The 20,106-nt window shown below is 59.6% G+C and carries 22 protein-coding genes; 11 read left to right on the top strand and 11 right to left on the bottom strand.

Annotated features, from left to right (window positions below; all coding sequences use genetic code 11):
• Positions 1 to 136 precede the first annotated feature (136 nt).
• Positions 137 to 472, top strand: a complete 336-nt coding sequence (locus K0H47_RS09800) for a hypothetical protein (protein ID WP_219272494.1) — start codon at positions 137 to 139, stop codon at positions 470 to 472.
• A gap of 15 nt (positions 473 to 487) precedes the next feature.
• Here K0H47_RS09800 and K0H47_RS09795 read toward each other — a convergent pair whose 3' ends face one another.
• The gene (locus tag K0H47_RS09795; protein WP_219272469.1) at positions 488 to 817 is read right to left on the bottom strand and encodes a YXWGXW repeat-containing protein; all 330 of its coding nucleotides are present in this window, start codon (positions 815 to 817) and stop codon (positions 488 to 490) included.
• A 156-nt stretch (positions 818 to 973) separates the two neighbouring features.
• Positions 974 to 1,873, bottom strand: a complete 900-nt coding sequence (locus K0H47_RS09790; RefSeq protein WP_219272467.1) for a DMT family transporter — start codon at positions 1,871 to 1,873, stop codon at positions 974 to 976.
• Between the two features lie 97 nt (positions 1,874 to 1,970).
• Here K0H47_RS09790 and K0H47_RS09785 point away from each other — a divergent pair, with 97 nt between their 5' ends.
• Positions 1,971 to 2,819: a LysR substrate-binding domain-containing protein gene (locus K0H47_RS09785; RefSeq protein WP_219272465.1), complete on the top strand. Its 849-nt coding sequence runs from the start codon at positions 1,971 to 1,973 to the stop codon at positions 2,817 to 2,819.
• On the opposite strand, the gene K0H47_RS09780 is transcribed toward K0H47_RS09785, so the two are convergent.
• Positions 2,816 to 3,712 carry a LysR family transcriptional regulator gene (locus K0H47_RS09780; RefSeq protein ID WP_219272463.1) on the bottom strand — a complete coding sequence of 299 codons (897 nt, stop codon included), beginning with the start codon at positions 3,710 to 3,712 and terminating at the stop codon, positions 2,816 to 2,818. The genes K0H47_RS09785 and K0H47_RS09780 overlap by 4 nt on opposite strands.
• A 97-nt stretch (positions 3,713 to 3,809) precedes the next feature.
• Between K0H47_RS09780 and K0H47_RS09775 the strand changes: the two genes are divergently transcribed.
• Positions 3,810 to 4,463, top strand: coding sequence for an NADPH-dependent F420 reductase (locus tag K0H47_RS09775; protein ID WP_219272462.1), 654 nt, complete (start codon positions 3,810 to 3,812; stop codon positions 4,461 to 4,463).
• Between the two features lie 87 nt (positions 4,464 to 4,550).
• On the opposite strand, the gene mqo is transcribed toward K0H47_RS09775, so the two are convergent.
• A complete protein-coding gene (gene mqo / locus K0H47_RS09770) occupies positions 4,551 to 6,197 on the bottom strand; it encodes a malate dehydrogenase (quinone) (RefSeq protein WP_063032212.1) in 1,647 nt (548 codons plus the stop codon).
• A 482-nt stretch (positions 6,198 to 6,679) separates the two neighbouring features.
• On the opposite strand from mqo, the gene K0H47_RS09765 reads away from it, so the two are divergent.
• Positions 6,680 to 7,867: an MFS transporter gene (locus tag K0H47_RS09765; RefSeq protein ID WP_219272460.1), complete on the top strand. Its 1,188-nt coding sequence runs from the start codon at positions 6,680 to 6,682 to the stop codon at positions 7,865 to 7,867.
• A gap of 87 nt (positions 7,868 to 7,954) precedes the next feature.
• Here K0H47_RS09765 and K0H47_RS31010 read toward each other — a convergent pair whose 3' ends face one another.
• The gene (locus K0H47_RS31010) at positions 7,955 to 8,176 is read right to left on the bottom strand and encodes a hypothetical protein (protein ID WP_017477276.1); all 222 of its coding nucleotides are present in this window, start codon (positions 8,174 to 8,176) and stop codon (positions 7,955 to 7,957) included.
• Between the two features lie 226 nt (positions 8,177 to 8,402).
• Here K0H47_RS31010 and K0H47_RS09760 point away from each other — a divergent pair, with 226 nt between their 5' ends.
• The 3 genes from K0H47_RS09760 (at position 8,403) to tal (ending at position 10,885) form a co-directional block, all read left to right on the top strand.
• Positions 8,403 to 8,540 (top strand): hypothetical protein, encoded by a 138-nt coding sequence (locus K0H47_RS09760; protein WP_167410166.1) that lies wholly within the window; start codon positions 8,403 to 8,405, stop codon positions 8,538 to 8,540.
• A 106-nt stretch (positions 8,541 to 8,646) separates the two neighbouring features.
• A complete protein-coding gene (dusA, locus tag K0H47_RS09755; RefSeq protein WP_219272458.1) occupies positions 8,647 to 9,642 on the top strand; it encodes a tRNA dihydrouridine(20/20a) synthase DusA in 996 nt (331 codons plus the stop codon).
• 316 nt (positions 9,643 to 9,958) lie between these two features.
• Positions 9,959 to 10,885, top strand: coding sequence for a transaldolase (gene tal / locus K0H47_RS09750; protein ID WP_063032233.1), 927 nt, complete (start codon positions 9,959 to 9,961; stop codon positions 10,883 to 10,885).
• A 199-nt stretch (positions 10,886 to 11,084) separates the two neighbouring features.
• On the opposite strand, the gene rssC is transcribed toward tal, so the two are convergent.
• The 3 genes from rssC to K0H47_RS09735 form a co-directional block, all read right to left on the bottom strand.
• Complete coding sequence (gene rssC, locus K0H47_RS09745) at positions 11,085 to 11,567, bottom strand: anti-sigma factor antagonist RssC (protein ID WP_003218919.1); 483 nt, start codon at positions 11,565 to 11,567, stop codon at positions 11,085 to 11,087.
• Positions 11,567 to 12,748: a two-component system response regulator RssB gene (gene rssB / locus K0H47_RS09740; RefSeq protein WP_017477221.1), complete on the bottom strand. Its 1,182-nt coding sequence runs from the start codon at positions 12,746 to 12,748 to the stop codon at positions 11,567 to 11,569. Before rssB ends, rssC begins: the two co-directional genes overlap by 1 nt.
• A 346-nt stretch (positions 12,749 to 13,094) precedes the next feature.
• Positions 13,095 to 13,784, bottom strand: coding sequence for a VacJ family lipoprotein (locus tag K0H47_RS09735; protein ID WP_026077922.1), 690 nt, complete (start codon positions 13,782 to 13,784; stop codon positions 13,095 to 13,097).
• Positions 13,785 to 13,979: 195 nt separating this feature from the next.
• On the opposite strand from K0H47_RS09735, the gene K0H47_RS09730 reads away from it, so the two are divergent.
• Together K0H47_RS09730 and K0H47_RS09725 are read left to right on the top strand one after the other, a co-directional pair.
• Positions 13,980 to 14,591, top strand: a complete 612-nt coding sequence (locus K0H47_RS09730) for a hypothetical protein (protein WP_017477219.1) — start codon at positions 13,980 to 13,982, stop codon at positions 14,589 to 14,591.
• A gap of 110 nt (positions 14,592 to 14,701) precedes the next feature.
• Positions 14,702 to 14,968 carry a DUF4404 family protein gene (locus tag K0H47_RS09725; RefSeq protein ID WP_003218929.1) on the top strand — a complete coding sequence of 89 codons (267 nt, stop codon included), beginning with the start codon at positions 14,702 to 14,704 and terminating at the stop codon, positions 14,966 to 14,968.
• Positions 14,969 to 15,094: 126 nt separating this feature from the next.
• Here the strand turns inward: K0H47_RS09725 and queF are convergent, their stop codons facing one another.
• Both queF and K0H47_RS09715 read right to left on the bottom strand, forming a co-directional pair.
• Positions 15,095 to 15,925 carry an NADPH-dependent 7-cyano-7-deazaguanine reductase QueF gene (queF, locus tag K0H47_RS09720; RefSeq protein ID WP_219272457.1) on the bottom strand — a complete coding sequence of 277 codons (831 nt, stop codon included), beginning with the start codon at positions 15,923 to 15,925 and terminating at the stop codon, positions 15,095 to 15,097.
• Positions 15,926 to 15,982: 57 nt separating this feature from the next.
• On the bottom strand, positions 15,983 to 16,507 hold the full coding sequence (locus K0H47_RS09715) for a plastocyanin/azurin family copper-binding protein (RefSeq protein ID WP_219272455.1): 525 nt from the start codon (positions 16,505 to 16,507) through the stop codon (positions 15,983 to 15,985).
• A gap of 156 nt (positions 16,508 to 16,663) precedes the next feature.
• Between K0H47_RS09715 and K0H47_RS09710 the strand changes: the two genes are divergently transcribed.
• Together K0H47_RS09710 and K0H47_RS09705 are read left to right on the top strand one after the other, a co-directional pair.
• Positions 16,664 to 17,344, top strand: coding sequence for a heavy metal response regulator transcription factor (locus tag K0H47_RS09710; protein WP_219272453.1), 681 nt, complete (start codon positions 16,664 to 16,666; stop codon positions 17,342 to 17,344).
• Entirely contained in the window at positions 17,344 to 18,696 is a 1,353-nt protein-coding gene (locus K0H47_RS09705; RefSeq protein ID WP_307877323.1) for a heavy metal sensor histidine kinase, read from the top strand. Before K0H47_RS09710 ends, K0H47_RS09705 begins: the two co-directional genes overlap by 1 nt.
• A 115-nt stretch (positions 18,697 to 18,811) precedes the next feature.
• On the opposite strand, the gene K0H47_RS09700 is transcribed toward K0H47_RS09705, so the two are convergent.
• The gene (locus tag K0H47_RS09700; protein ID WP_201142785.1) at positions 18,812 to 20,056 is read right to left on the bottom strand and encodes a lipoprotein-releasing ABC transporter permease subunit; all 1,245 of its coding nucleotides are present in this window, start codon (positions 20,054 to 20,056) and stop codon (positions 18,812 to 18,814) included.
• Between the last annotated feature and the right edge of the window lie 50 nt (positions 20,057 to 20,106).

Genomic DNA, 20,106 nt, shown 5'->3' with positions numbered 1-20,106 from the left:
CAAAATCCTCCTGGCTGGCTGGAACTCTCTTTCACGGTTCGCGTAACCTTTGGCCTATCCACGTCATATGCATGACGACTGACCCAAATCTGGAAGAACCAAAGTGCGCAAACTTCCGCTACTTTTCCTGACGCTGATGCCCTCCCTCGCCGAAGCCATCACCTGGCCCGACCTGCCCGACACCTGCTTCGTCAGCGGGCGTTCCGCTACCAGTCAGGATGTGGACACCGGTTGTGCGGCGTTTCTGATCAATGTGAAGGGCAAGGCGGCAGGCACGCCGATCAAGCTGGATATCCCGCAGTACGCCATGCATGTCGACGAAGGCACCGGCAAGGAAACACCAGTGATCCTCATCCAGGCGGAAGAGAATGGCGATGTTAAAGCTGTAGGTTACAAGGAGCTTGGCACCGGCCAGTTAGGCGCGGCGCTGCTCAGGGAAGTTCGGCTTCTGGGTACGAAGAAGCCGATTTAAATTACGGAAAAACGGTCAGCGAACCCAACCGCCGCCTTGCCAGTGATAGCCGTCATTGCGCTGTACCCAATGCGGATGCACATAGCGATAACCCGGGCGCTCCGGCTCCCAGTGACCATGCACCGCCACATAGCGCCCACCTTCCCAACGCCAGTAGCCACGCGACCACACATAGCCTGGCCGCCCTTCGGGCTCGACCTCAATGACCTGCACCGGCGGCGGTTGCGGCGCGACGACTTCTACATATTCACGCTGCACCGGTCGTCGATCATGCACAACCCGCTCCTCTACACACCCGGAAGCCGCGACGACCAGAGCCGCCAATGCCGCATAACGTAACAACATACAGAATCCTCGGGCGTCACCGCCCAGCGTTTACACCAAAAAAATGCCCCCTTGTTCCAGCCGCGCTCCTGCTTGGCTATAAGACTTTTTAACAGGTGCCAACTGTCAGCTTGCTGAACCCACGGGCGGACGGCAGGTAAAGAAAAACTGACCTTTTCAGGATGTACACGCTGCGACCGGTTGCTTCAAACGCACCAAAATCAGCCCCGCCACCACCACGGCGATTCCTATATACGTCGATGCATAAATCACATCGCCAAACATGAGTGCAGCCCACACCAGTGTCACCGGTGGCTCCAGGTACACCAGGGCCGCCACATGGGTGGCTGTCATGACCCGCAGCAACATCCACAAACTCAGGTACGCCACGAAGGTTGAAAACACCGTCAGCCAAATGATGGAGACCCACACATCGGGAGCCCGGGGAATGCTCAGCGTATCGGTGTAAAGCACTGCCGCCGCAAATCCGATCAAGGTCAGCAATGACTGAATAAACAGCGCCAGGCCGAGGTCACCGGACTGAGTTTGGGCCGACCGGCGTTCGTACAGCGTGGCCAAGGTCAGACCGAGCGCCGACACCAGGGGCAGTAAATACATGACCAACCCGACTTCGACCCCGCTGTTGCGGTACTGACCCGCGATCACAATCGACACGCCGGTAAAACCGATCATCAACCCCAGCCATTGCCAGCCACCACTGCGCTCGACCACGCTGCCCGATGACAGCGCTGCCGTCATCAACGGCTGCAATGCCGCGATGATCGCCGCTATCCCCGGCGGCAAGCCGTTCTGGATCGCCACGTAGACACAGGTCAAATACAGAAACTGCGAGAGGAAACCAATCACCACATGATGGCGGATCTGCGCCCAGGAAATTTTCAGCAGCCGCACGTTCAAAAACAGCGCCAGGCACAACGACACCAGTAAAAAACGCCAGAACAGCACATTGAAAATGCCGTCACTCTGGGTCGCCAATTTCGCGCCGATAAAGCCCGAACTCCAGGACAGGACGAACACCATCTGTAACAGCAGCAGCCCTAAGGACGATCGTTTCATTGAGCCTCCGGTTCGCTTGATTGACCAAAAGGCTAAGGGCCGCGCATGATTCTGTATATTTGAATAAGCTGCACCACTAATCCTGAAAAGTGGAATCATGAGCAAACAACTGAACATCGATCTACTGCGTACCTTCCACGCCGTTGCCCGCTTTCAGCGATTCAACGAAGCGGCCAATCACGTGCACCGCAGTGCTTCGACGGTGACCACGCAAATCAAAAAGCTCGAAGATCAGGTCGGCCAACGCCTGTTCAGCCGCAGCAACCAAGGGGTTGAGCTGACCATGTACGGCAGGAAACTTCTGGGCGAAACCACCGAGTTTCTCAAGAGCCACGACCGCTTGCTGGCCTCGCTCACACCGCAACGCATGCAGGGCAAAATCCGCCTGGGTCTACCTGATTCATATGCCCCGGACTTCATGCAGGAATTTCTGCCCCGCCTGGTCGCCGACAACCCACTGTTGGAGCTGGAGGTAGAAGCGCGCTCGAGTGGCGAACTGCTGACGTTGTTCAGCAGCAAGCAGCTGGACCTGGCCCTGATTGTCAGCGCCCAGCCCTTGGAGCAAGGCGAGCGCCTGGGGGAAATCCAGCCGCTATGGGTCGCCGCCGAACACTTCAGCTATCCACCGCAGGCGCCCCTGCCGATTGCCGTGCAACTGTCAGGTTGCCCCTATCGCGCCGCAGCGATTCGGGCCCTGAAAGAGCACGGCACTTACTATCGGGTGCTGCTGGAAAGCGCGAGTTCGCCGGCCGTTGAAGCCTGCATCCGCAGCGGGATGGCGGTGGGTTTGGTGGAAGAGAGCCGGATGGGCAAGGGATTGACGCGGGTGATTGCCGGGGCCGAATTGCCGCCGTTGCCGGTGCATCATCTGTATTTGCTGTGCGATAGCAGCAACCTGTTGGCGCTGCATGTGCATGAGCAGGTCAAAGCCAGCTACAGCGTTTAGGGCGGGCCGAAACGCAGCAGCACCGCGTCGACAAATCGCCGCAGCTTGGCGGTGCGCTGGCGGTTTGCCGTGTAGAGCAGATGCATCTGCCGGCTTGGCGCTTCAAACTCTGGCAGCAAGCGCACCAGTTCGCCACGCTTCAGAGCCGAGCGTAAAAAATCTTCTGGCCCCAGGACAATCCCAAAACCATCCAGCGCCGCAGTCATCAACGCCCGACTTTCATTCACATGCAGGCGGCTGGCGACCTGGGCCTTGTGCAAGGTGGAGCCTTGGTAGAACGACCATTCGCGATCAGCCGGGCGTGACCAGTAGGCGTATCCCAGGCACTCGTGGTGTTCAAGGTCTGCGGGCGTCACTGGCGTGCCTCGCTCGGCCAGGTATTCCGGCGACGCGCAGACCACCAGGCGATAGGGCTGCAGCGGCCTGGCGGTAAGACTGCTGTTCGCCAGCGGGCCGATACGAAACGCCACCTCGTAGCCCTCCTCCACCAGGTCGACAAACCGGTCGGTCAGGTGCAGGTCGATTTCCACCTCGGGGTTGTCCCGTAAAAATTCGGTTACCAGTGGCATCAGGCTGTAGGAGCCAAAGGTCACGGGCGCGCTGACCTTGAGCTTGCCCCGTGGCGTGTCGTTCATGATCTGCGCGAGGGAGTCCGCCGCCTCTGCTTCCGTCAGGATATGTTTGCAACGCTCGTAGTACGCGCTTCCCAGTTCCGTCAGGCTTTGCCGGCGCGTGGTGCGATTGAGCAAGCGCGCGCCCAGCCGCTGCTCCAGGGCCGCCACATGCTTGGCCACCATCTGCGGCGACATTTCCAGGCGCTCGGCGGCCCGGGCGTAGGACCCCAGCTCGGCAGCCATCACAAAGGCACTCATGCTTGAAAGGCGATCCATCATTCACCACTCCCAGTAACAACACCCAGACCAGAACGGGCATTTATCCCCATCCAGTAGCCAATCATCATAACGGCTCTCTCAACGAAGGAGCACCGACATGAAAATTGGCATCATCGGAGCAGGCTTTATCGGACGCGCTGTTGCGCAATTGGCGTTGGCCGCCGGCCATGAAGTGATGTTGAGCAACTCCCGTGGCCCGCAGACCATGAGCAGCGTGCTGAGTGGCATTCGCGGGGTTCAAGTGGGCACCGCGCAAGAGGCGGCGCAATTTGGCGAATTAGCGCTGCTGGCCATTCCGTTCGAGCATTACCGCAGCGTGCCGGCGCAGTGGCTGGAAGGCAAAACCGTGATGGATGCCAACAACTACTACCCGAATCGCGACGGCCATATTCCCGTGCTCGACCGTTTTGAAACCACCACCAGCCGATTGGTGGCTGAGCACCTGTCGCAGTCGAGTGTAGTGAAAGTGTTCAATGCCATCCTGGCGCCGGACCTGACTCAGGACGCCCGCACCCGCGGTGCGCCGGACCGGCGTGCGCTCCCGGTCGCAGCGGATGACCCGGCGGCCAAGGCGCAAGTCATCGCCCTGCTGGACGAGATCGGCTTCGACGCCGTAGATGCCGGCGGACTGGATGAGAGCTGGCGGTTTGAACGCGCCAAGCCGGCGTACTGCATACCTCTGGATAAAGAAGGACTGAAGGCAGCGTTGGCGGCTGCAGAGCGCCAGGTCGAGTTGCCCGCGCGCTGGTAACACCTGCAAAAAAGCCCGCTGACCGTTACCGGTTCAGCGGGCTTTTTTTACATCGGGTTGATCCTGAATCAGGACCTCGCCAACGTCTTACAACGCGATGTCAGAAGCTGGCTTGCTCGGCTCAGCCGCAGGCTTGGCAGCCTCGGTGGCTTTTGGAGCAGTCAGTTGCGGAATCGCTGGCGGAGGCGTCAGCTGCAGAATGTTGGCGGTGTAGGCCCATTCTTTAGCCACAGCTTCCGGGCTGTCGTTCAGCTTGGTGCCGTAGCTAGGCACGATCTGGTGCAGCTTTTCCTGCCAGGCCGGGGAAGCAACCTGTTCCTTGAACACTTTCTGCAGCACGGTCAGCATGATCGGAGCCGCGGTGGACGCGCCTGGCGATGCACCCAACAGGCCTGCAATGGTGTTGTCAGCCGAGCTGACCACTTCGGTACCGAGTTTCAGGACGCCGCCCTGCTCTTCGTCACGCTTGATGATCTGCACACGCTGACCGGCTTGCCACAGGCGCCAGTCTTCTTTCTTGGCGTTCGGGAAGTACTCTTGCAGCGCCTTGAAGCGGTCGTCATCCGACAGCATCAGTTGGCCAGCGAGGTACTCGACCAGTGGGTATTCGCGGATACCGACTTTGGTCATTGGCCAGATGTTGTGGGTGGTGGTGCTGGTCAGCAGGTCCAGGTACGAGCCTTCTTTCAGGAACTTGGTCGAGAAGGTCGCGAATGGGCCAAACAGAATCACGCGCTTGCCATCCAGCACGCGGGTGTCCAGGTGCGGAACCGACATCGGCGGTGCGCCAACCGAAGCTTTACCGTAGGCCTTGGCCAGGTGCTGCTCGGCAATCGTTGGGTTATCGGTTACCAGGAACGAACCGCCCACAGGGAAGCCCGCGTATTCCTTGGCTTCAGGAATGCCCGACTTCTGCAGCAGGTGCAGTGCACCGCCGCCCGCGCCGATGAACACGAACTTGGCGTCGGTTTCAGTCTTGGTGCCATCTTTCAGGTTTTTGTAGCTGACGCGCCACGAACCGTCGGCGTTCTTGGTGATGTCCTGCACTTCGCTCGACAGTTTCAGGTCGAACTTCGGCGTGGTTTGCAGGTGAGCGACGAACTGGCGGGTGATCTCGCCGAAGTTCACGTCCGTACCGATCGGGGTCCAGGTGGCCGCGATTTTCTGGTTCGGGTCACGCCCTTCCATCATCAGCGGAACCCATTTGGCAATTTGCGCAGGGTCTTCGGAGTACTGCATGCCGGCGAACAGCGGGCTCGCTTGCAGCGCTTCGTAACGCTTCTTCAGGAACTTGATGTTGTCATCGCCCCACACGAAGCTCATGTGCGGAGTGGAGTTGATGAACGAACGCGGGTTCTTCAGGACGCCCTGCTGAACCTGCCAGGACCAGAACTGACGGGAGATCTGGAACGCTTCGTTGATCTCGACCGCTTTCGGGATTTCAACGTTGCCGTTCTTGTCTTCCGGGGTGTAGTTCAGCTCAGCCAAAGCCGAGTGACCGGTACCGGCGTTGTTCCAACCGTTGGAGCTTTCTTCGGCCACGCCATCGAGGCGCTCGACCATCTCCATCGACCAATCCGGTTGCAGCTCATTGAGCCACACACCCAGGGTTGCACTCATGATGCCGCCGCCGATCAGCAGCACATCGACTTTCTTTGCCTCTTCCGCGTGAACGGAAGTGATCCCCATCGACAAAGCCAGCCCCAGCAGGGCAGTGTTTACTTTTTTAAACATCAGTAGCACCTATGATAAAACGCCATCCGCCCCACCGCCCCTGATCATGGGCAACCCTCAATCACGCTGCGCCAGGCAACGCACCGCGGGGTTTGCACATTCATTCGGGGACCGCAGGGTGGGCACACAAGGCCGACGTATCGACCTCACTTTTATGTCCCTTCTGCGCTGACTTCTTATCATTATTGGCTTCAGCTACCTGGGCGACAGCCAACCGCCGGGACGTATACGGGTGTACGCACCGGAGAAAGACTAGACCAAGACGGCGCGCAGAATATCACGGCAAACAGCCGGTATGCGCTGTTTGGCCAATTGACAGCTCTAAATCGCGGGTTTTAACGTCCCAGTGTCAAGCCCGACAGGCGCGACGTGGGGTCACAGGGAGGGAACTCTGCCGAAAAAGGCTGTTCTAGACACCTTCGTCGCTGCTTGCGTAGCATCGGCGGCTCTCCACCGTGTCATCCATCCAAACAGAGCGATCCATGTCTATCCACCAAACACCCGGGCACGTGCTGCCCGCGCGCAGCGCCGCCAAAATGGAAGCTGCCATGGCCGTGGGCGCGTTCGCTATCGGCACCGGCGAATTCGCCATCATGGGCCTGATGCCCGACATCGCCCACAACCTCAACCTCAGTGAGCCGCAAGTGGGCCATGCCATCAGCGCCTATGCGTTGGGCGTGATGGTCGGCGCGCCGCTGCTGGCCATCCTCGGCGCCAAGTTGCTGCGCAAACACATGCTCCTGCTGCTGATGGGGCTGTATGCCCTCGGCAACCTGGCCACCGCGTTTACCCCAACCTTCGGCTCGCTGGTGGCCTTCCGCTTTATCAGCGGCCTGCCCCACGGCGCCTACTTCGGCATCGCCGCCGTGGTCGCCTCCAGCATGGTGCCCAACGACAAACGTGCCGGCGCCGTCGCGCGGGTGATGATGGGCCTGACCCTGGCCATGCTGCTCGGCAACCCCATCGCCACCTTCCTCGGTCAACACCTGGGCTGGCGCTCGGCGTTCGCACTGGTCAGCGCCATTGCCCTGTGCACCATCGCGCTGGTCTGGCAATTCGTACCGGATCGCCACGACGAACCCCGCAGCGACCCGCGCAAAGAACTGCGCGCTTTCACCAAACCACAGGTGTGGATGGCGCTGTCCATTGGTGCTATTGGGTTTGCCGGGATGTTCTGCGTGTTCAGCTACCTGGCGCCGACAATGCTCGAAGTGACCAAAGTCTCGCCGCAGTGGATTCCCTTCGGTCTGGCCGCGTTTGGCGTAGGCGGCATCATCGGCAACATCGCCGGCGGCAAACTGTTTGACCGCCTGCAATTTCGCGCAGTGGGTTGGATCATGGTGTGGTCGATGGCCGTGCTGATCTTCTTCACCTTCGCCGCGAGTTCGCTGTGGAGCGTACTGCTGGGTATTGGCCTGGTCGGCACCATGATCGCCATGGCCGCGCCGCTGCAAATCCGCTTGATGGACATTGCACATGAGGCACCGAGCCTGGCGGCGGCGTCCAACCACGCGGCGTTCAACCTGGCGAACGCGCTGGGGCCGTGGTTTGGCGGGATGGCGATTACAGCCGGGTATGGTTGGACTAGCACGGGCTACATTGGCGCGGCTACGGCGCTGGTGGGCCTGGGCATCTACCTGCTCGCCCGACGTATGAAAGGCGGTCACTAAAGCCCTCCCACGATCCAATGTGGGAGCGGGCTTGCTCGCGAAAGCGGTGGGTCAGTCACTGAGTAACTGGCTGCCCCACCCGCTCACTCAGTCATCATGCATCAACCCCGAACCATACTCCCCGTAACTACTCCCCAGCGCATTGCCCCCAAAATTCATCTTGGCGGCCTTGCTGGGGCTATGGTCCCCAAACGCCTGGCATCCCCCTGAAAAACAAGGGTCGCTACTCACGTCCGACGACCCCGTCGAACAAGCGGCCAACAGCAACGTGCCGGCGACCATCACGACTTTGACGAGATTGGAGATCATTTTTCAGTTCCCTTTGGGCTTATGGACTGAGCGTAGGCCTCAATGCCGGTGGGAATTATGAAACTTTGCCGAGGGACAGGATCGGTTCAGGTTGATGTCGTTTTGGCGACGAATTATCCCGGCACATATTCTGATTGGCGATATCACCAGCTAGCCCCTACATATTAAAGCCGACCAGTTATCAATTCAGATGAACCGGCGGTCTACGTAGAGGGAAGCTCAAGTAATGGCTAAAGACGAAAAAACCAGTGAAAGCGTCGCTTCAAAAGCAGCCAAGCTGCTGGCGGATCCAACCACTCCGCCGGATGTGAAGTCGGTGGCGGCTTCAGCGCTGACGCAAGCGCCCGACAAAAAGAAGAAATAAGCTGAAAACCGTGCCAGGGTGGCTGAAGCTCTGGCACTGACCACCACGGGACCAGGACCATTCCTGTTAAACTGTCGGCCCTTCGCCTTATCCATTTCAGATCCTAATGTCCTCACCTATAGCACCAACGCCATCGCTTTCCCGTCGCTTCTCTGTTGCTCCGATGATGGATTGGACAGACAGGCACTGCAGATACTTCCTGCGCCTTCTCTCCAAAAACGCCCTCCTCTACACCGAGATGGTCACCACCGGCGCAATCCTCCACGGCGACCACGAACGCTTCCTGCGCCATAACGAGGCCGAGCATCCACTCGCCCTGCAGTTGGGCGGTAGCGTCCCTGCGGACCTGGCCGCCTGCGCCCGCATGGCCCAGGACGCCGGCTACGACGAGGTGAACCTCAACGTCGGCTGCCCCAGCGACCGGGTGCAAAACAACATGATCGGCGCGATCCTGATGGCACATCCTGCGTTGGTGGCGGATTGCGTTAAGGCGATGCAGGACGCGGTCTCGATCCCGGTGACGGTGAAGCACCGCATCGGCATCAACGGCCGGGACAGTTACGCCGAGCTGTGCGATTTCGTTGGCCAGGTGAAGGACGCGGGCTGCACCAGTTTTACCGTGCATGCGCGAATCGCCATTCTGGAAGGGCTGTCACCCAAGGAAAATCGGGATATCCCGCCCTTGCGCTACGACGTTGCCGCCCAGTTGAAGCAGGATTTCCCTGAACTGGAGATCATCCTCAACGGCGGCATCAAGACCCTCGAACAGTGCCAGGAACATCTACAGACGTTCGACGGTGTGATGCTGGGCCGCGAGGCTTATCACAATCCGTATCTGTTGGCCGAGGTGGATCAGCAGCTGTTTGGCAGCACGGCACCTGTGATCTCCCGCGCCGAGGCGCTGGCGCAGTTGCGTCCTTATATAGCCGAACACCTTGCGACAGGTGGCTCGATGCATCACATCACGCGCCACGTACTGGGGCTGGGGACGGGTTTCCCGGGGGCGCGGAAGTTTCGGCAGTTGTTGTCGGTGGATATTCATAAGGCCAGTGATCCGCTGGCGTTGCTGGATAAGGCCGGGGAGTTGTTGGAGGGGCGGTGATTTGGGTGTCAGTGGGTTTATTTGGCGGCTGACACGACGCCTTCGCGAGCAAGCCCGCTCCCACATTTGGAGGGGGGGATGTCAGGAAGATGGGGGGTGGCTGCAGAGGGAAGGCTGCTCTCACCGTTTGATCGGGTGGTCATCGGGCAGTTGGGTTGAACCTGCCGGCTGTTTTGGCCTCCTATTCAGCATTGGCCGGTGATTCAAACGGCTGTTTTCAGGTTGTTGCCCTCGCAAACGATCGAATGCATTTGCGCCCTTGAGCGGCTGTCAGCGCTCGGGTAATGTCATCAGACCCACAGGACAGAGCACGCCCATGACTTCCAAGCTGGAACAACTCAAGCAATTCACCACTGTAGTAGCCGATACCGGCGATTTTTCTACCCTCGCCAAGCTCAAGCCGCAAGATGCCACTACTAACCCTTCCCTGCTGCTCAAGGCCGCGTCGATCCCAGGCTATGCCAAGCTGCTGGACGAGGCTGTTGCCGACTGCAACGGCGACGTAGGCCTGGCGAGCGACCGTTTTGCGGTAGCCGTCGGCCAGGAAATCCTGAAAGTGGTGCCCGGCCGCATTTCCACCGAGGTGGATGCCCGTCTGTCGTTCGACACTGACGCCGTACTCAAGCGCGCGCATCGTCTGATCGACCTGTACGACAAGGCCGGCGTTGGCCGCGACCGCGTGCTGATCAAGATCGCTTCCACCTGGGAAGGCATCCGCGCCGCCGAGCAGCTGGAAAAGGAAGGCATCCAGACCAACCTGACGCTGCTGTTCTCCTTCGCCCAGGCCGTGGCTTGCGCTGAAGCCGGCGTGTTCCTGATTTCGCCGTTCGTGGGCCGTATCTACGACTGGTACAAGAAGGCCAACGGCAACGACTACACCGGTTCCGACGATCCGGGCGTGCAGTCGGTGACGCGCATCTACAACTACTACAAGGCCAATGGCTACAAGACCGTGGTAATGGGTGCGAGCTTCCGTAACCTGAGCCAGATCGAAGAGCTGGCCGGTTGCGACCGCCTGACCATCAGCCCGGACTTGCTGGAAAAACTGGCTGCCGACAATGGCAAGCTGGAGCGTAAGCTGGCGCCAGGCCATGCCGGTGAGGCGCGTGTGCACCTGACCGAAGCGCAGTTCCGTTGGGAATCCAACGAAGATGCGATGGCTACCGAGAAACTGGCCGAGGGCATTCGTCAGTTCGCCCGCGACCAGGAAAAACTCGAAGCGCTGTTGGCCGCCAAGCTCTAAAAACGGCGGCGACAAAAAGGGCGGCACCTGTGAGGGTGCCGCCCTTTTTTTGTATTAGCCGATTTCGAGCCGAACTCAGTTAAAAATGTGGGAGGGGGCTTGCTCCCGAATACAGGCCGTCAGTCGCTACATTCACTACTGACCCGCCGCTTTCGGGAGCAAGCCCCCTCCCACACTTTGACAGTGTTTCATCTGGAAATTAGTGCCGCTCCAGCGCATTCACCAGGTCGTGGAACGCCTCACGGTTGGAGTCGTTCAAGCCCATCAGGATCTTGTGGGCTTCCAGCACCTTGACCCGTACCACTTCCTCGGACTGGTCCTGGGATGGCAGGTCGGTCAGGCATTCCGGGCACGGGATCGGGCGGTCAACGATGTTGAACACTTGATCGAAGCCCATGGACTGCAACAGACGGGTGATGTCTTCGTGGGTGGTGACGACGGTCGGCAGCAGTCCGACCTTCTGCCGAGACAGAATGGACAACTTGGCCAACAGCCCAAGGGTGGTGCTATCGATGCTGCGGGTTTCGGTCAGATCAATCACGATCGCCGAGAAATTCAAGGCTGTGAAGATCCGCTCAATCGTCGCATCCAGCGCCGAACACAAGGTCAGGCGCACTTCACCGACAAACTTCAGGACAAACGTCCCGTCTTGCTCGGCGAATTGGATTCTTCCGGTACTCATCAAAGATTCCTGCTCAACACCAATAGGGCGATATCATCCGGCATCTCCCCTAGCGTGGCCAATCCAAAAACCTGCCGCAGGCCATCCAGGCTGCCGCCCGCCGACCTGACCCGTTGGGGTAAGGCGGCTTCTTTCTCTTTGAGTGTAGGCTCTGGCAAAAGGTCCAGGATACCGTCGGACATCAGCGTCAGGCTGAAGGTCGGCGGCAATTCCAGGATGTGGTCTTCGTAGGTGGCTTCATTGAACAAGCCCACTGGCAAACCACGCCCTTCCAGGTAGCGCACACTGTCTGGAGTGTATAAAACCGGCAATGGCAGGTGACCGCCAATGCTGTAGGTCAACAGACCTGTTTCTTCATCAATCACGCCGCCGACCATCGTCACGTGCTTGCCCAGCTTGCAGCTGATCAGGCCCCGGTTGATGTGGCCCAGCACTTGCGAAGGGGTGAACTCCGGCAAGGTGCCATTGCGCTTGGATTCGAACAACAGCCGTGTGGTCATGAACTTCAACAACACGGTCACGAATGCAGAGGAGGCGCCGTGGCCGGAAACGTCGGCCAGGTAGAACGCGACACGCCGCTCATCAACGCGGAAGTAGTCGACGAAATCACCCGACAGGTACAGCGACGGGATGATCTGGTGGGCAAACTTGAACTCGTCGATGCTCCACGGGCTCACCGGCAGCATGTTCATCTGTACCTGGCGACCGGCGTTCTGGTCTTCCTGGAGCAGGTTCAGGCTGGCTTCGAGTTCGCGGTTGGCGGTTTCGAGCTTTTCACGGTAACGCTGGTTTTCCAGCAGCAACCGTGCACGATCCAGGGCACGGCGCACCGAGTGCTCCAGTACGGCCAAATCTTCCAGGGGCTTGATCAGGTAGTCGGCGGCGCCCAGGCGCAAGGCCTCGACCGCATCATTCATCACACCGGCACCGGACACGACAATCACCGGCGTCTGCGGGGAAAGGTCAGTCACCTGGCGGATCAGCTCAAGGCCGCCCACTTGCGGCATGCGCAGGTCGCAGATCACAAGGTCGGGCTTGTCGCGCTCGAATACCTGGAGACCCTGGAGGCCGTTGCTGGCCTGCAGGACGCTGAAGCCACTGTCTTCCAAATAGGCCGCGAGACTCGCGCGCACTACTTCGTCGTCATCGATTATCAGCAGCGTGGCACTGGTTTTCTGCATGTGGGCAAACGGCGCCAGAATTAGGTTGGCGTAGGCAGCTCGACAATGGCCGGGCGTACTACTGGATTCGCTTTCTAGCCTCTCTGTCCTACAAAGTGCCGGGATATTGCCCATGCACAAAGGTAAAGCAGAGGTGCCCTTCTAAGGCGCAGACGGTACTCCCATCCGCCAGGGGATTCAAGCTCATGGCGATGGTCGCCGGGCGTCTTTACATCGCAAATCACCGGTAGTTATAAGAACGTATAAAACCGCGACTTAAAGTAAGGACGTAACCCACGGATAAACCTCAAATCCTGCCCACGAAAAAGGCGACCCGAGGGCCGCCTTCTTCATTTAAGCCAGAAGCTTAAAAATCGTCTACAACCTTGCCATCCTTGACCTTGAACTCGCGGTTCTGCAGGTAGGCGTTACGGATGAAGGTGTATTTGTCGCCGCTGATCAGCTTCTCGGAGGACAGCAAGCTGGCACGTGTATCGACGATATTCAGGCCGAAGGTGCTGTTGCGCCAGCCGATATCGTTCATGTAGCGGTACGGCTGGGTGTAGCTGTCCACATACTTGGACGGTGCGTCACGCAGGGTGCTTGGGCCCAGCAGTGGCAGCATCACGTAAGGGCCGCTGCCGACGCCCCAGTGGCCGAGAGTCTGGCCGAAGTCTTCGTCGTTGCGTTGCAGCCCCATTTTGGTGCCCACATCAACGAAGCCCAGCACGCCAAACGTGGTGTTCATCAGCAAGCGGGCAGTGTCGACGCCGGCGGCATGAGGCTTGAGCTGCAACACGTCGTTGGCGAAGTTGCCGACGTCACCGATGTTGCGGAAGAAGTTGTGGATCCCGTCCTGCACGAACTGCGGGGTCACGAACTGATAGCCTTGGGCCAATGGCTTGAGGGCGTAGGTGTCAACGGTATCGTTGAAGGTGAAGATAGGACGGTTGACGCTTTCCCATGGATCGTCTTCCGAGGCCGCCTGGGCCACGAAAGGCACCAGCAAAATACTCGCACATACCGATAGCTGAGCTAGACATTGGCTCCAGCGCATAGCTTGAACTCCTTGAATGGTCTGTCATGGGCGCTATGCCCTGAATGAGGCCGTCAGTATATGCCGGAAGTGCCAGATTAGGCAGCCTTGCAGAAATGTCATTCAGCAAATGCACAAAATTCCTACAAATGCCGCAGATGTAACTTGCTTGTCATCCGCGTTCGATAGCGTCACTGCTATTTCAGGGACGTCGAAATGCCACACGCCGAAATTGTTACTGCCAGCGCCCCGTCCCTGACGGCCGTACTGTTCGGGCTTAGTGGCTGCCTGGTGGACTTTGGTTCCCAGGCCCGCGCCGATTCCGCGCCTTCAAGCGACACCCATGCCACTGTCGGCGCCCTGAAAATCCTGCGCAGCCTCGAAGAACAGGGCGTGCCTTGTGCATGGCTGGATGAGCTGCCGGCGTCCGTTTCCAAGCCCCTGGCCGCCGGGCTACCCCGCTGGATCAAGGCCACCAAGCCCTCCTCCACCCGCTGGCCGGCACCCCACGCCTGCTGGCAGGCCTTGATGGAACTGAATATCGAACGCCTGGAAGGCTGCGTCCTGGTCAGCGGCGAACCCCGCCTGCTGCAATCGGGGCTCAACGCCGGGCTGTGGACCATCGGCCTGGCGTCTTGCGGCTCACTGTGCGGGCTGTCCCCGGAGCAATGGCAAGCACTTACCGAGAAGGAGCGCGAGCATAAACGCGCTAAAGCCACCGTCGCGCTCTATGGCCTGGGCGTGCATTCGGTGATTGACCACCTTGGCGAACTGCACACCTGCCTGGCCGACATCAGTCTGCGCCAGCTCAAGGGCGAGAAGCCCTGATCGAGATCATGCACAGTCGGCGCCAGTGGATTAATCTACAGGTCAGCCCATAGACCTTTCCCGGCGTGCCGCGGTCTATGCCAGTGCCTATCGATAAAAGGAAGAACGCCATGCCTGCCCGCGAACAACTGCAAGAACAGGTCAAAATTTTGCGCGAGCAATTGGATCAGAATCCAGAAATGCCCCTCGAAAAGCGCGAAGAGCTGCAAACATTGATCGCTGAACTGGAAGTTCAGGAGCCGCTGGAAGGTGCTATTCAGGACCCAAGTATCGCCGACGGTGTGAACCTGGCGGTAGAACGCTTCGAACTGGACCACCCGGGCATTGCCGGGACCTTGCGCAATATTGTGGTGACCCTGGGTAACATCGGGATTTAACAGCCCGACACCTCTCAAATGTGGGAGCGGGCTTGCTCGCGAATGCGGTCCGTCAGCTGATAAATAGGCTGGCTGATACACCGCATTCGCGAGCAAGCCCGCTCCCACATTTATTTTGTGTGAAGGCTACTGTCGAGCCAGGCGCAGGTTCTGGAACTGCAGATCTTCAGTACTGCGGTACGGGTTGATATCCAGCCCGCCGCGACGCACATACCGCGCATACACCGTCAGCTTTTCCGGCTTGAGCAAGCGTTGCAGATCGAGAAAGATCCTCTCCACGCACTGTTCATGGAAGTCCGAATGCTGGCGGAAGCTCACCAGGTATTCCAGCAGGCTGGCATGATCCAGCGCCGCGCCGCGGTACTCCACCGCCACACTGCCCCAGTCAGGCTGGCTGGTCACCGGGCAGTTGGACTTGAGCAGATGGCTGTGGACGCTCTCCTCCACCACCCGCGAATCGTCGCAACGCAGCAGCTCCGGACGCGGGTGCTCATAGTTGCTGACGGTAATGTCCAGGTCATCAATGCACACACCCGGCAACGCGACCACGCCTTCGGCTTCAACCTCGCTCAGGCTGCGGATGCGCACGCCAACCGGCTTGCCGGCAGCGGCACTCAGGTCAGTGCGCAAGGTGGCCTCAAGGCTTTGCACATCGACAAACGCAGTCTGGTTCAGCGAGTTGAGGTACAGCTTGAACGACTTCGACTCAATGATGTTCGGCGAGTCGGCCGGGATGCTGAACTCACCGATGGCCACCACGGGCTTGCCGGAGGGCAGGAGCCAGGACAGTTCGAAGCAGTTCCAGAAATCCACGCCTTTATACGGCAAGGTCTCGGCGCTCAGGCCAAGCTCGGCCCACTTGGCGGCGCGGGGAATCGGGAACAGCAACGACGGGGTGTAGGTGGAGATGTATTCACTGGACTTGCCCAGCGGCGAATGTTCGGCTGCGGGATGCATGGCGGAAACCTGGCTAAATAAACGCGCCTATTCTACCCGCCTTTGCATCCCAGTTGCTTACTGGCTGACCGTCAGCTTGCCCACCATGCCCGCCTGATAGTGGCCGGGGATGTTGCAGGCAAACTCCAGGCCGGTGGCCTTGGTGAAGGTCCAGGTCAGTTCGGCGGTCTTGCCCGGCTCTACCAACACACTGTTGGGGTCGTCGTGTTTCATGCCGGCCATGTCGCCGTGGCCCATCGCACTGTGGTCCATTTTGCCCATGCCGGTAGGCGTCAGCATGCCGCTGGCCTGCATTTTGAGCATTTCTTGCTGATGTGCGGCGTGCATCGCAGCGTCACCGAGGTTGAACTCGTGGAGCAACTGGCCTTTGTTGATCAATACGAAGCGCACAGTCTCACCGGCTTTTACATCGATGGCCTTGGGCGAAAAGGAAATGTCCTGCAGTACCACTTCCACGGTGCGCGTGGCCTTGGCAGCGGGCGCGGCCTCACCGAAGTCAAAGGTTGCAGCCGGGGATGCCAGCACCGGAAGACTCAGCGCCATCAGACAGCCAGCCAACAGCCAGGATTTACGCAAAAACATGGTCACACTCCAAAGGTTCGGAATCAGTCTGTGGGACACTTTACGAACGCGCCGCTGCCAGCCAGCTGACGGCCAGATTACAACTTTGTCAGCTTGAGCCTGCCGTAGGACCTGCGCTGTATAAAGTCTGTGTTTACGTAAAACCATGAGCCGCCCATGAAACTGCTGATCGTCGAAGACCAACCGAAAACTGGCCACTACCTGCGCCAGGGCCTGGCCGAGGCTGGGTTCAACACCGAACTGGTGGCTGACGGCACCAGCGGCCAGCATCTGGCGCTGACCGGTGACTACGACCTGTTGATCCTCGATGTGATGCTGCCGGGTCGCGATGGTTGGCAGATCCTCCAGGCCGTACGCAACGCCGGGCTCGACATCCCGGTACTGTTTCTTACCGCGCGGGACGCCGTGGAAGACCGGGTGCATGGCCTGGAACTGGGCGCCGACGATTACCTGGTCAAGCCCTTCGCCTTCTCCGAACTGCTGGCCCGGGTGCGCAGCCTGTTGCGCCGTGGCAGCAGCCCGCCCCAGGAAACCAGCCTGCAACTGGCCGACCTGCGCATGGACCTGATCCGCCGCCGGGTAGAGCGCGACGGCCAGCGCATCGACCTCACGGCCAAAGAGTTTTCCCTGCTGGAACTGCTGCTGCGCCGTCAGGGCGAAGTACTGCCCAAGTCGCTGATTGCCTCTCAGGTGTGGGACATGAACTTCGACAGCGACACCAACATCATCGAAGTCGCGATCCGCCGCCTGCGCCTGAAGGTCGACGATAACTTCCCCAACAAATTGATCCATACCGTACGCGGCATGGGTTACGTGCTTGAGGAGCGGTTCGGTTGATGAAACGGATTTCCCTGACCAGCCGCCTGGCACTGCTGTTTGCTGGCTGTACCGCCGTGGTTTCATTGCTGGCAGGCGTGCTGTTCAACCATGCCAGCGAGGCGCACTTTATCGAGCTGGACCAACAACTGCTCGACGGCAAGCTGATCGCGCTGCGCAGCACATTGCAAGGTGCCGACACGCCCGAACGATTTGCCTTACGAGAAACGAAGCTGCGGGAGGAACTCAATCGCCAGCCCGACCTGGCCCTGCGCATCACCGCCGGCGATCAGCGCTGGTTCGACGGTGCTCCCGGCATCGCCTTGCCCCAGGCGCCTGGCCTGTACAGCGTGCAGAACGCCGGCACCGATTACCGCGTGTACAACGCGCCACTGATTCCTGGTAACGCTGACTCGCCACGACTGACGCTGATGCTCGACATCACCCACCACCAACATTTCCTGCAACGCATGCAGCATCTGATCTGGTTGACCGTCGGCCTTTCCGCCCTGGCCACTGCCCTGCTCGGCGCCTGGGCCGCCCGTAGCGGGTTGCGGCCACTGCGGCGCATGAGCGAAGTCGCCAGTGGCGTGTCTGCCCACTCCCTGACCCAGCGCCTGCCCCAGGAACAAATGCCCGTCGAACTGGCGGAACTGGCCCAGTCCTTCAACGCGATGCTTGGTCGCCTGGACGATGCCTTCCAGCGGCTCTCGGCATTTTCTGCCGACATCGCCCATGAACTGCGCACGCCACTGTCGAATTTGCTGACACAGACTCAGGTCATCCTCACGCAGCCACGGGCGCTCGAAGACTACCGCGAGGCCCTGCACAGCAACCTCGAGGAACTGCAATGGATGGCACAGTTGGTCAATGACATGTTGTACCTGGCCAAGTCGGACCATGGGCTGCTGGCGCCCAAGCGCGAAACTCTGGTGCTGGCTGACGAAGTGGATGCATTGCTGGAATTTTTCGCGCCGCTGGCGGAGGACGTCCAGGTGCGGTTGGTTCGGGAAGGTGGCGCCAACACTTCAGGTGACCGCAGCATGTTGCGCCGGGCGATTTCCAATCTCCTGGATAACGCGCTGCGGTTCACACCACCGGGTGGCGACGTCAGCGTGAGGATTATCGAAGGCATGCAAGGCGTGACGTTAAGCGTGGAAAACACTGGGGAAGGTATTCCGGAGGCGTTGTTGCCAAGGTTGTTTGACCGGTTTTACCGGGCAGATCCGGCGCGTCATGAAGGGAGCAGCGAGCATGCGGGGCTGGGGCTGGCGATTACCCAATCGATTGTGCGAGCCCATGGAGGGCGGATTTTCTGTGAGTCGGGGGCGGGGTGGACGCGGTTTGTGATGGAGTTGCCGCGAGGGTATTGATGCAAGCTGCACCGGCCTCATCGCGGGCAAGCCCGGCTCCCACATTAGACTGAGTTGTTCTGGCGAACGCGGTCAAATGTGGGAGCTGGCTTGCCTGCGATAGCGGTCTTAAGAATTACGAATACCTGAGGGCATGCGCCGGCTCAATCTTCGCCGCCCGATACGCCGGATAGATCGTCGCCAAAAAGCTCAACACAAACCCCGCCGAGCAAATCAGCAACACATCCCCGCCCTGCAGTTCCGAAGGCAGGTTGCTGACGAAATACACGTCCGAACTGAAGATATGCTGCCCGGTCACCCGCTCCAGCCAACCCACCAGTTCACTGACGTTCAGCGCCGCAATCACGCCCAGGATGCCGCCGATCAAGGTACCGACGATCCCGATCACCGTACCCTGCACCATAAAGATCGCCATGATCTGCCGTGGCGTGGCGCCGATAGTGCGCAGGATCGCAATGTCGGCGCCCTTGTCGTTCACCACCATGATCAAGGTCGCGATGATGTTGAACGCGGCCACCGCGACGATCATCAGCAACAGCAGGCCGATCATGGTCTTTTCCATCTTCATTGCGCTGAACAGGCTGCCCTGGGTGTGAGTCCAGTCGTCAGCCTTGTAGTCGGCGCCGAGGCTGGCGGCGATATCCGCCGAGACCTTGGGTGCGGCATACAAGTCTTTCACCGCCAGGCGCACGCTTTGTACCTGGTTCGGTTCCCAATGCTGAATCTCGGCGGCGTCGGCCATGTGGATCAAGGCCATGGAGCCATCCAGCTCAGCGCCTACCTTGAACACACCGACCACGTTCAAGCGCTGCATGCGCGGGGTGATGCCACCCGGTGCGCTGCTGATTTCCGGCACGATCAGGGTCAGCTTGTCGCCAACGTTCAGGCGGAAACGCCGGGCCGTAATCTCACCGATCACCACACCGAACTCGCCCGGTTTCAGGTCTTCAAGGTGGCCCTGGACAATGTGCTGGGCCACGATCGACACCTTGCCTTCCTGGGCCGGATCAACACCACTGATCTCGATCGGCTGCATCGCGCCCTTGTAGGAGAGCATGCCGTCCATCTGTGTGAACGGTACGGCAGCGGTGACTTCCGGATTCTTCATCGCCGCAGCCGCCACCGGCTGCCAGTCGCTGATGGGCTTCACGCCAACGATGGTCGCGTGGGGCACCATGCCAAGAATGCGTGAGCTCATTTCTCGCTGGAAACCGTTCATTACCGACAACACCACGATCATCGCCAGCACGCCCAGGGCGAGGCCAATCATCGAGGTCATCGAGATAAACGAAACAAAACGGTTGCGGCGCTTGGCGCGGGTATAGCGCGTGCCGATGAAAATCGATAACGGTCTGAACATTCGCGGGCACCGTTGAAAAAATAGAAAACCCGGCGCCGGGCGCCGGGCTT

It is taken from the genome of Pseudomonas sp. Xaverov 83, from assembly GCF_019352905.1.
Classification (GTDB): domain Bacteria; phylum Pseudomonadota; class Gammaproteobacteria; order Pseudomonadales; family Pseudomonadaceae; genus Aquipseudomonas; species Aquipseudomonas yamanorum.
The sequence above is the reverse complement of the archived record's forward strand: the minus strand, read 5'-3'. Positions and strand labels throughout refer to the sequence as shown.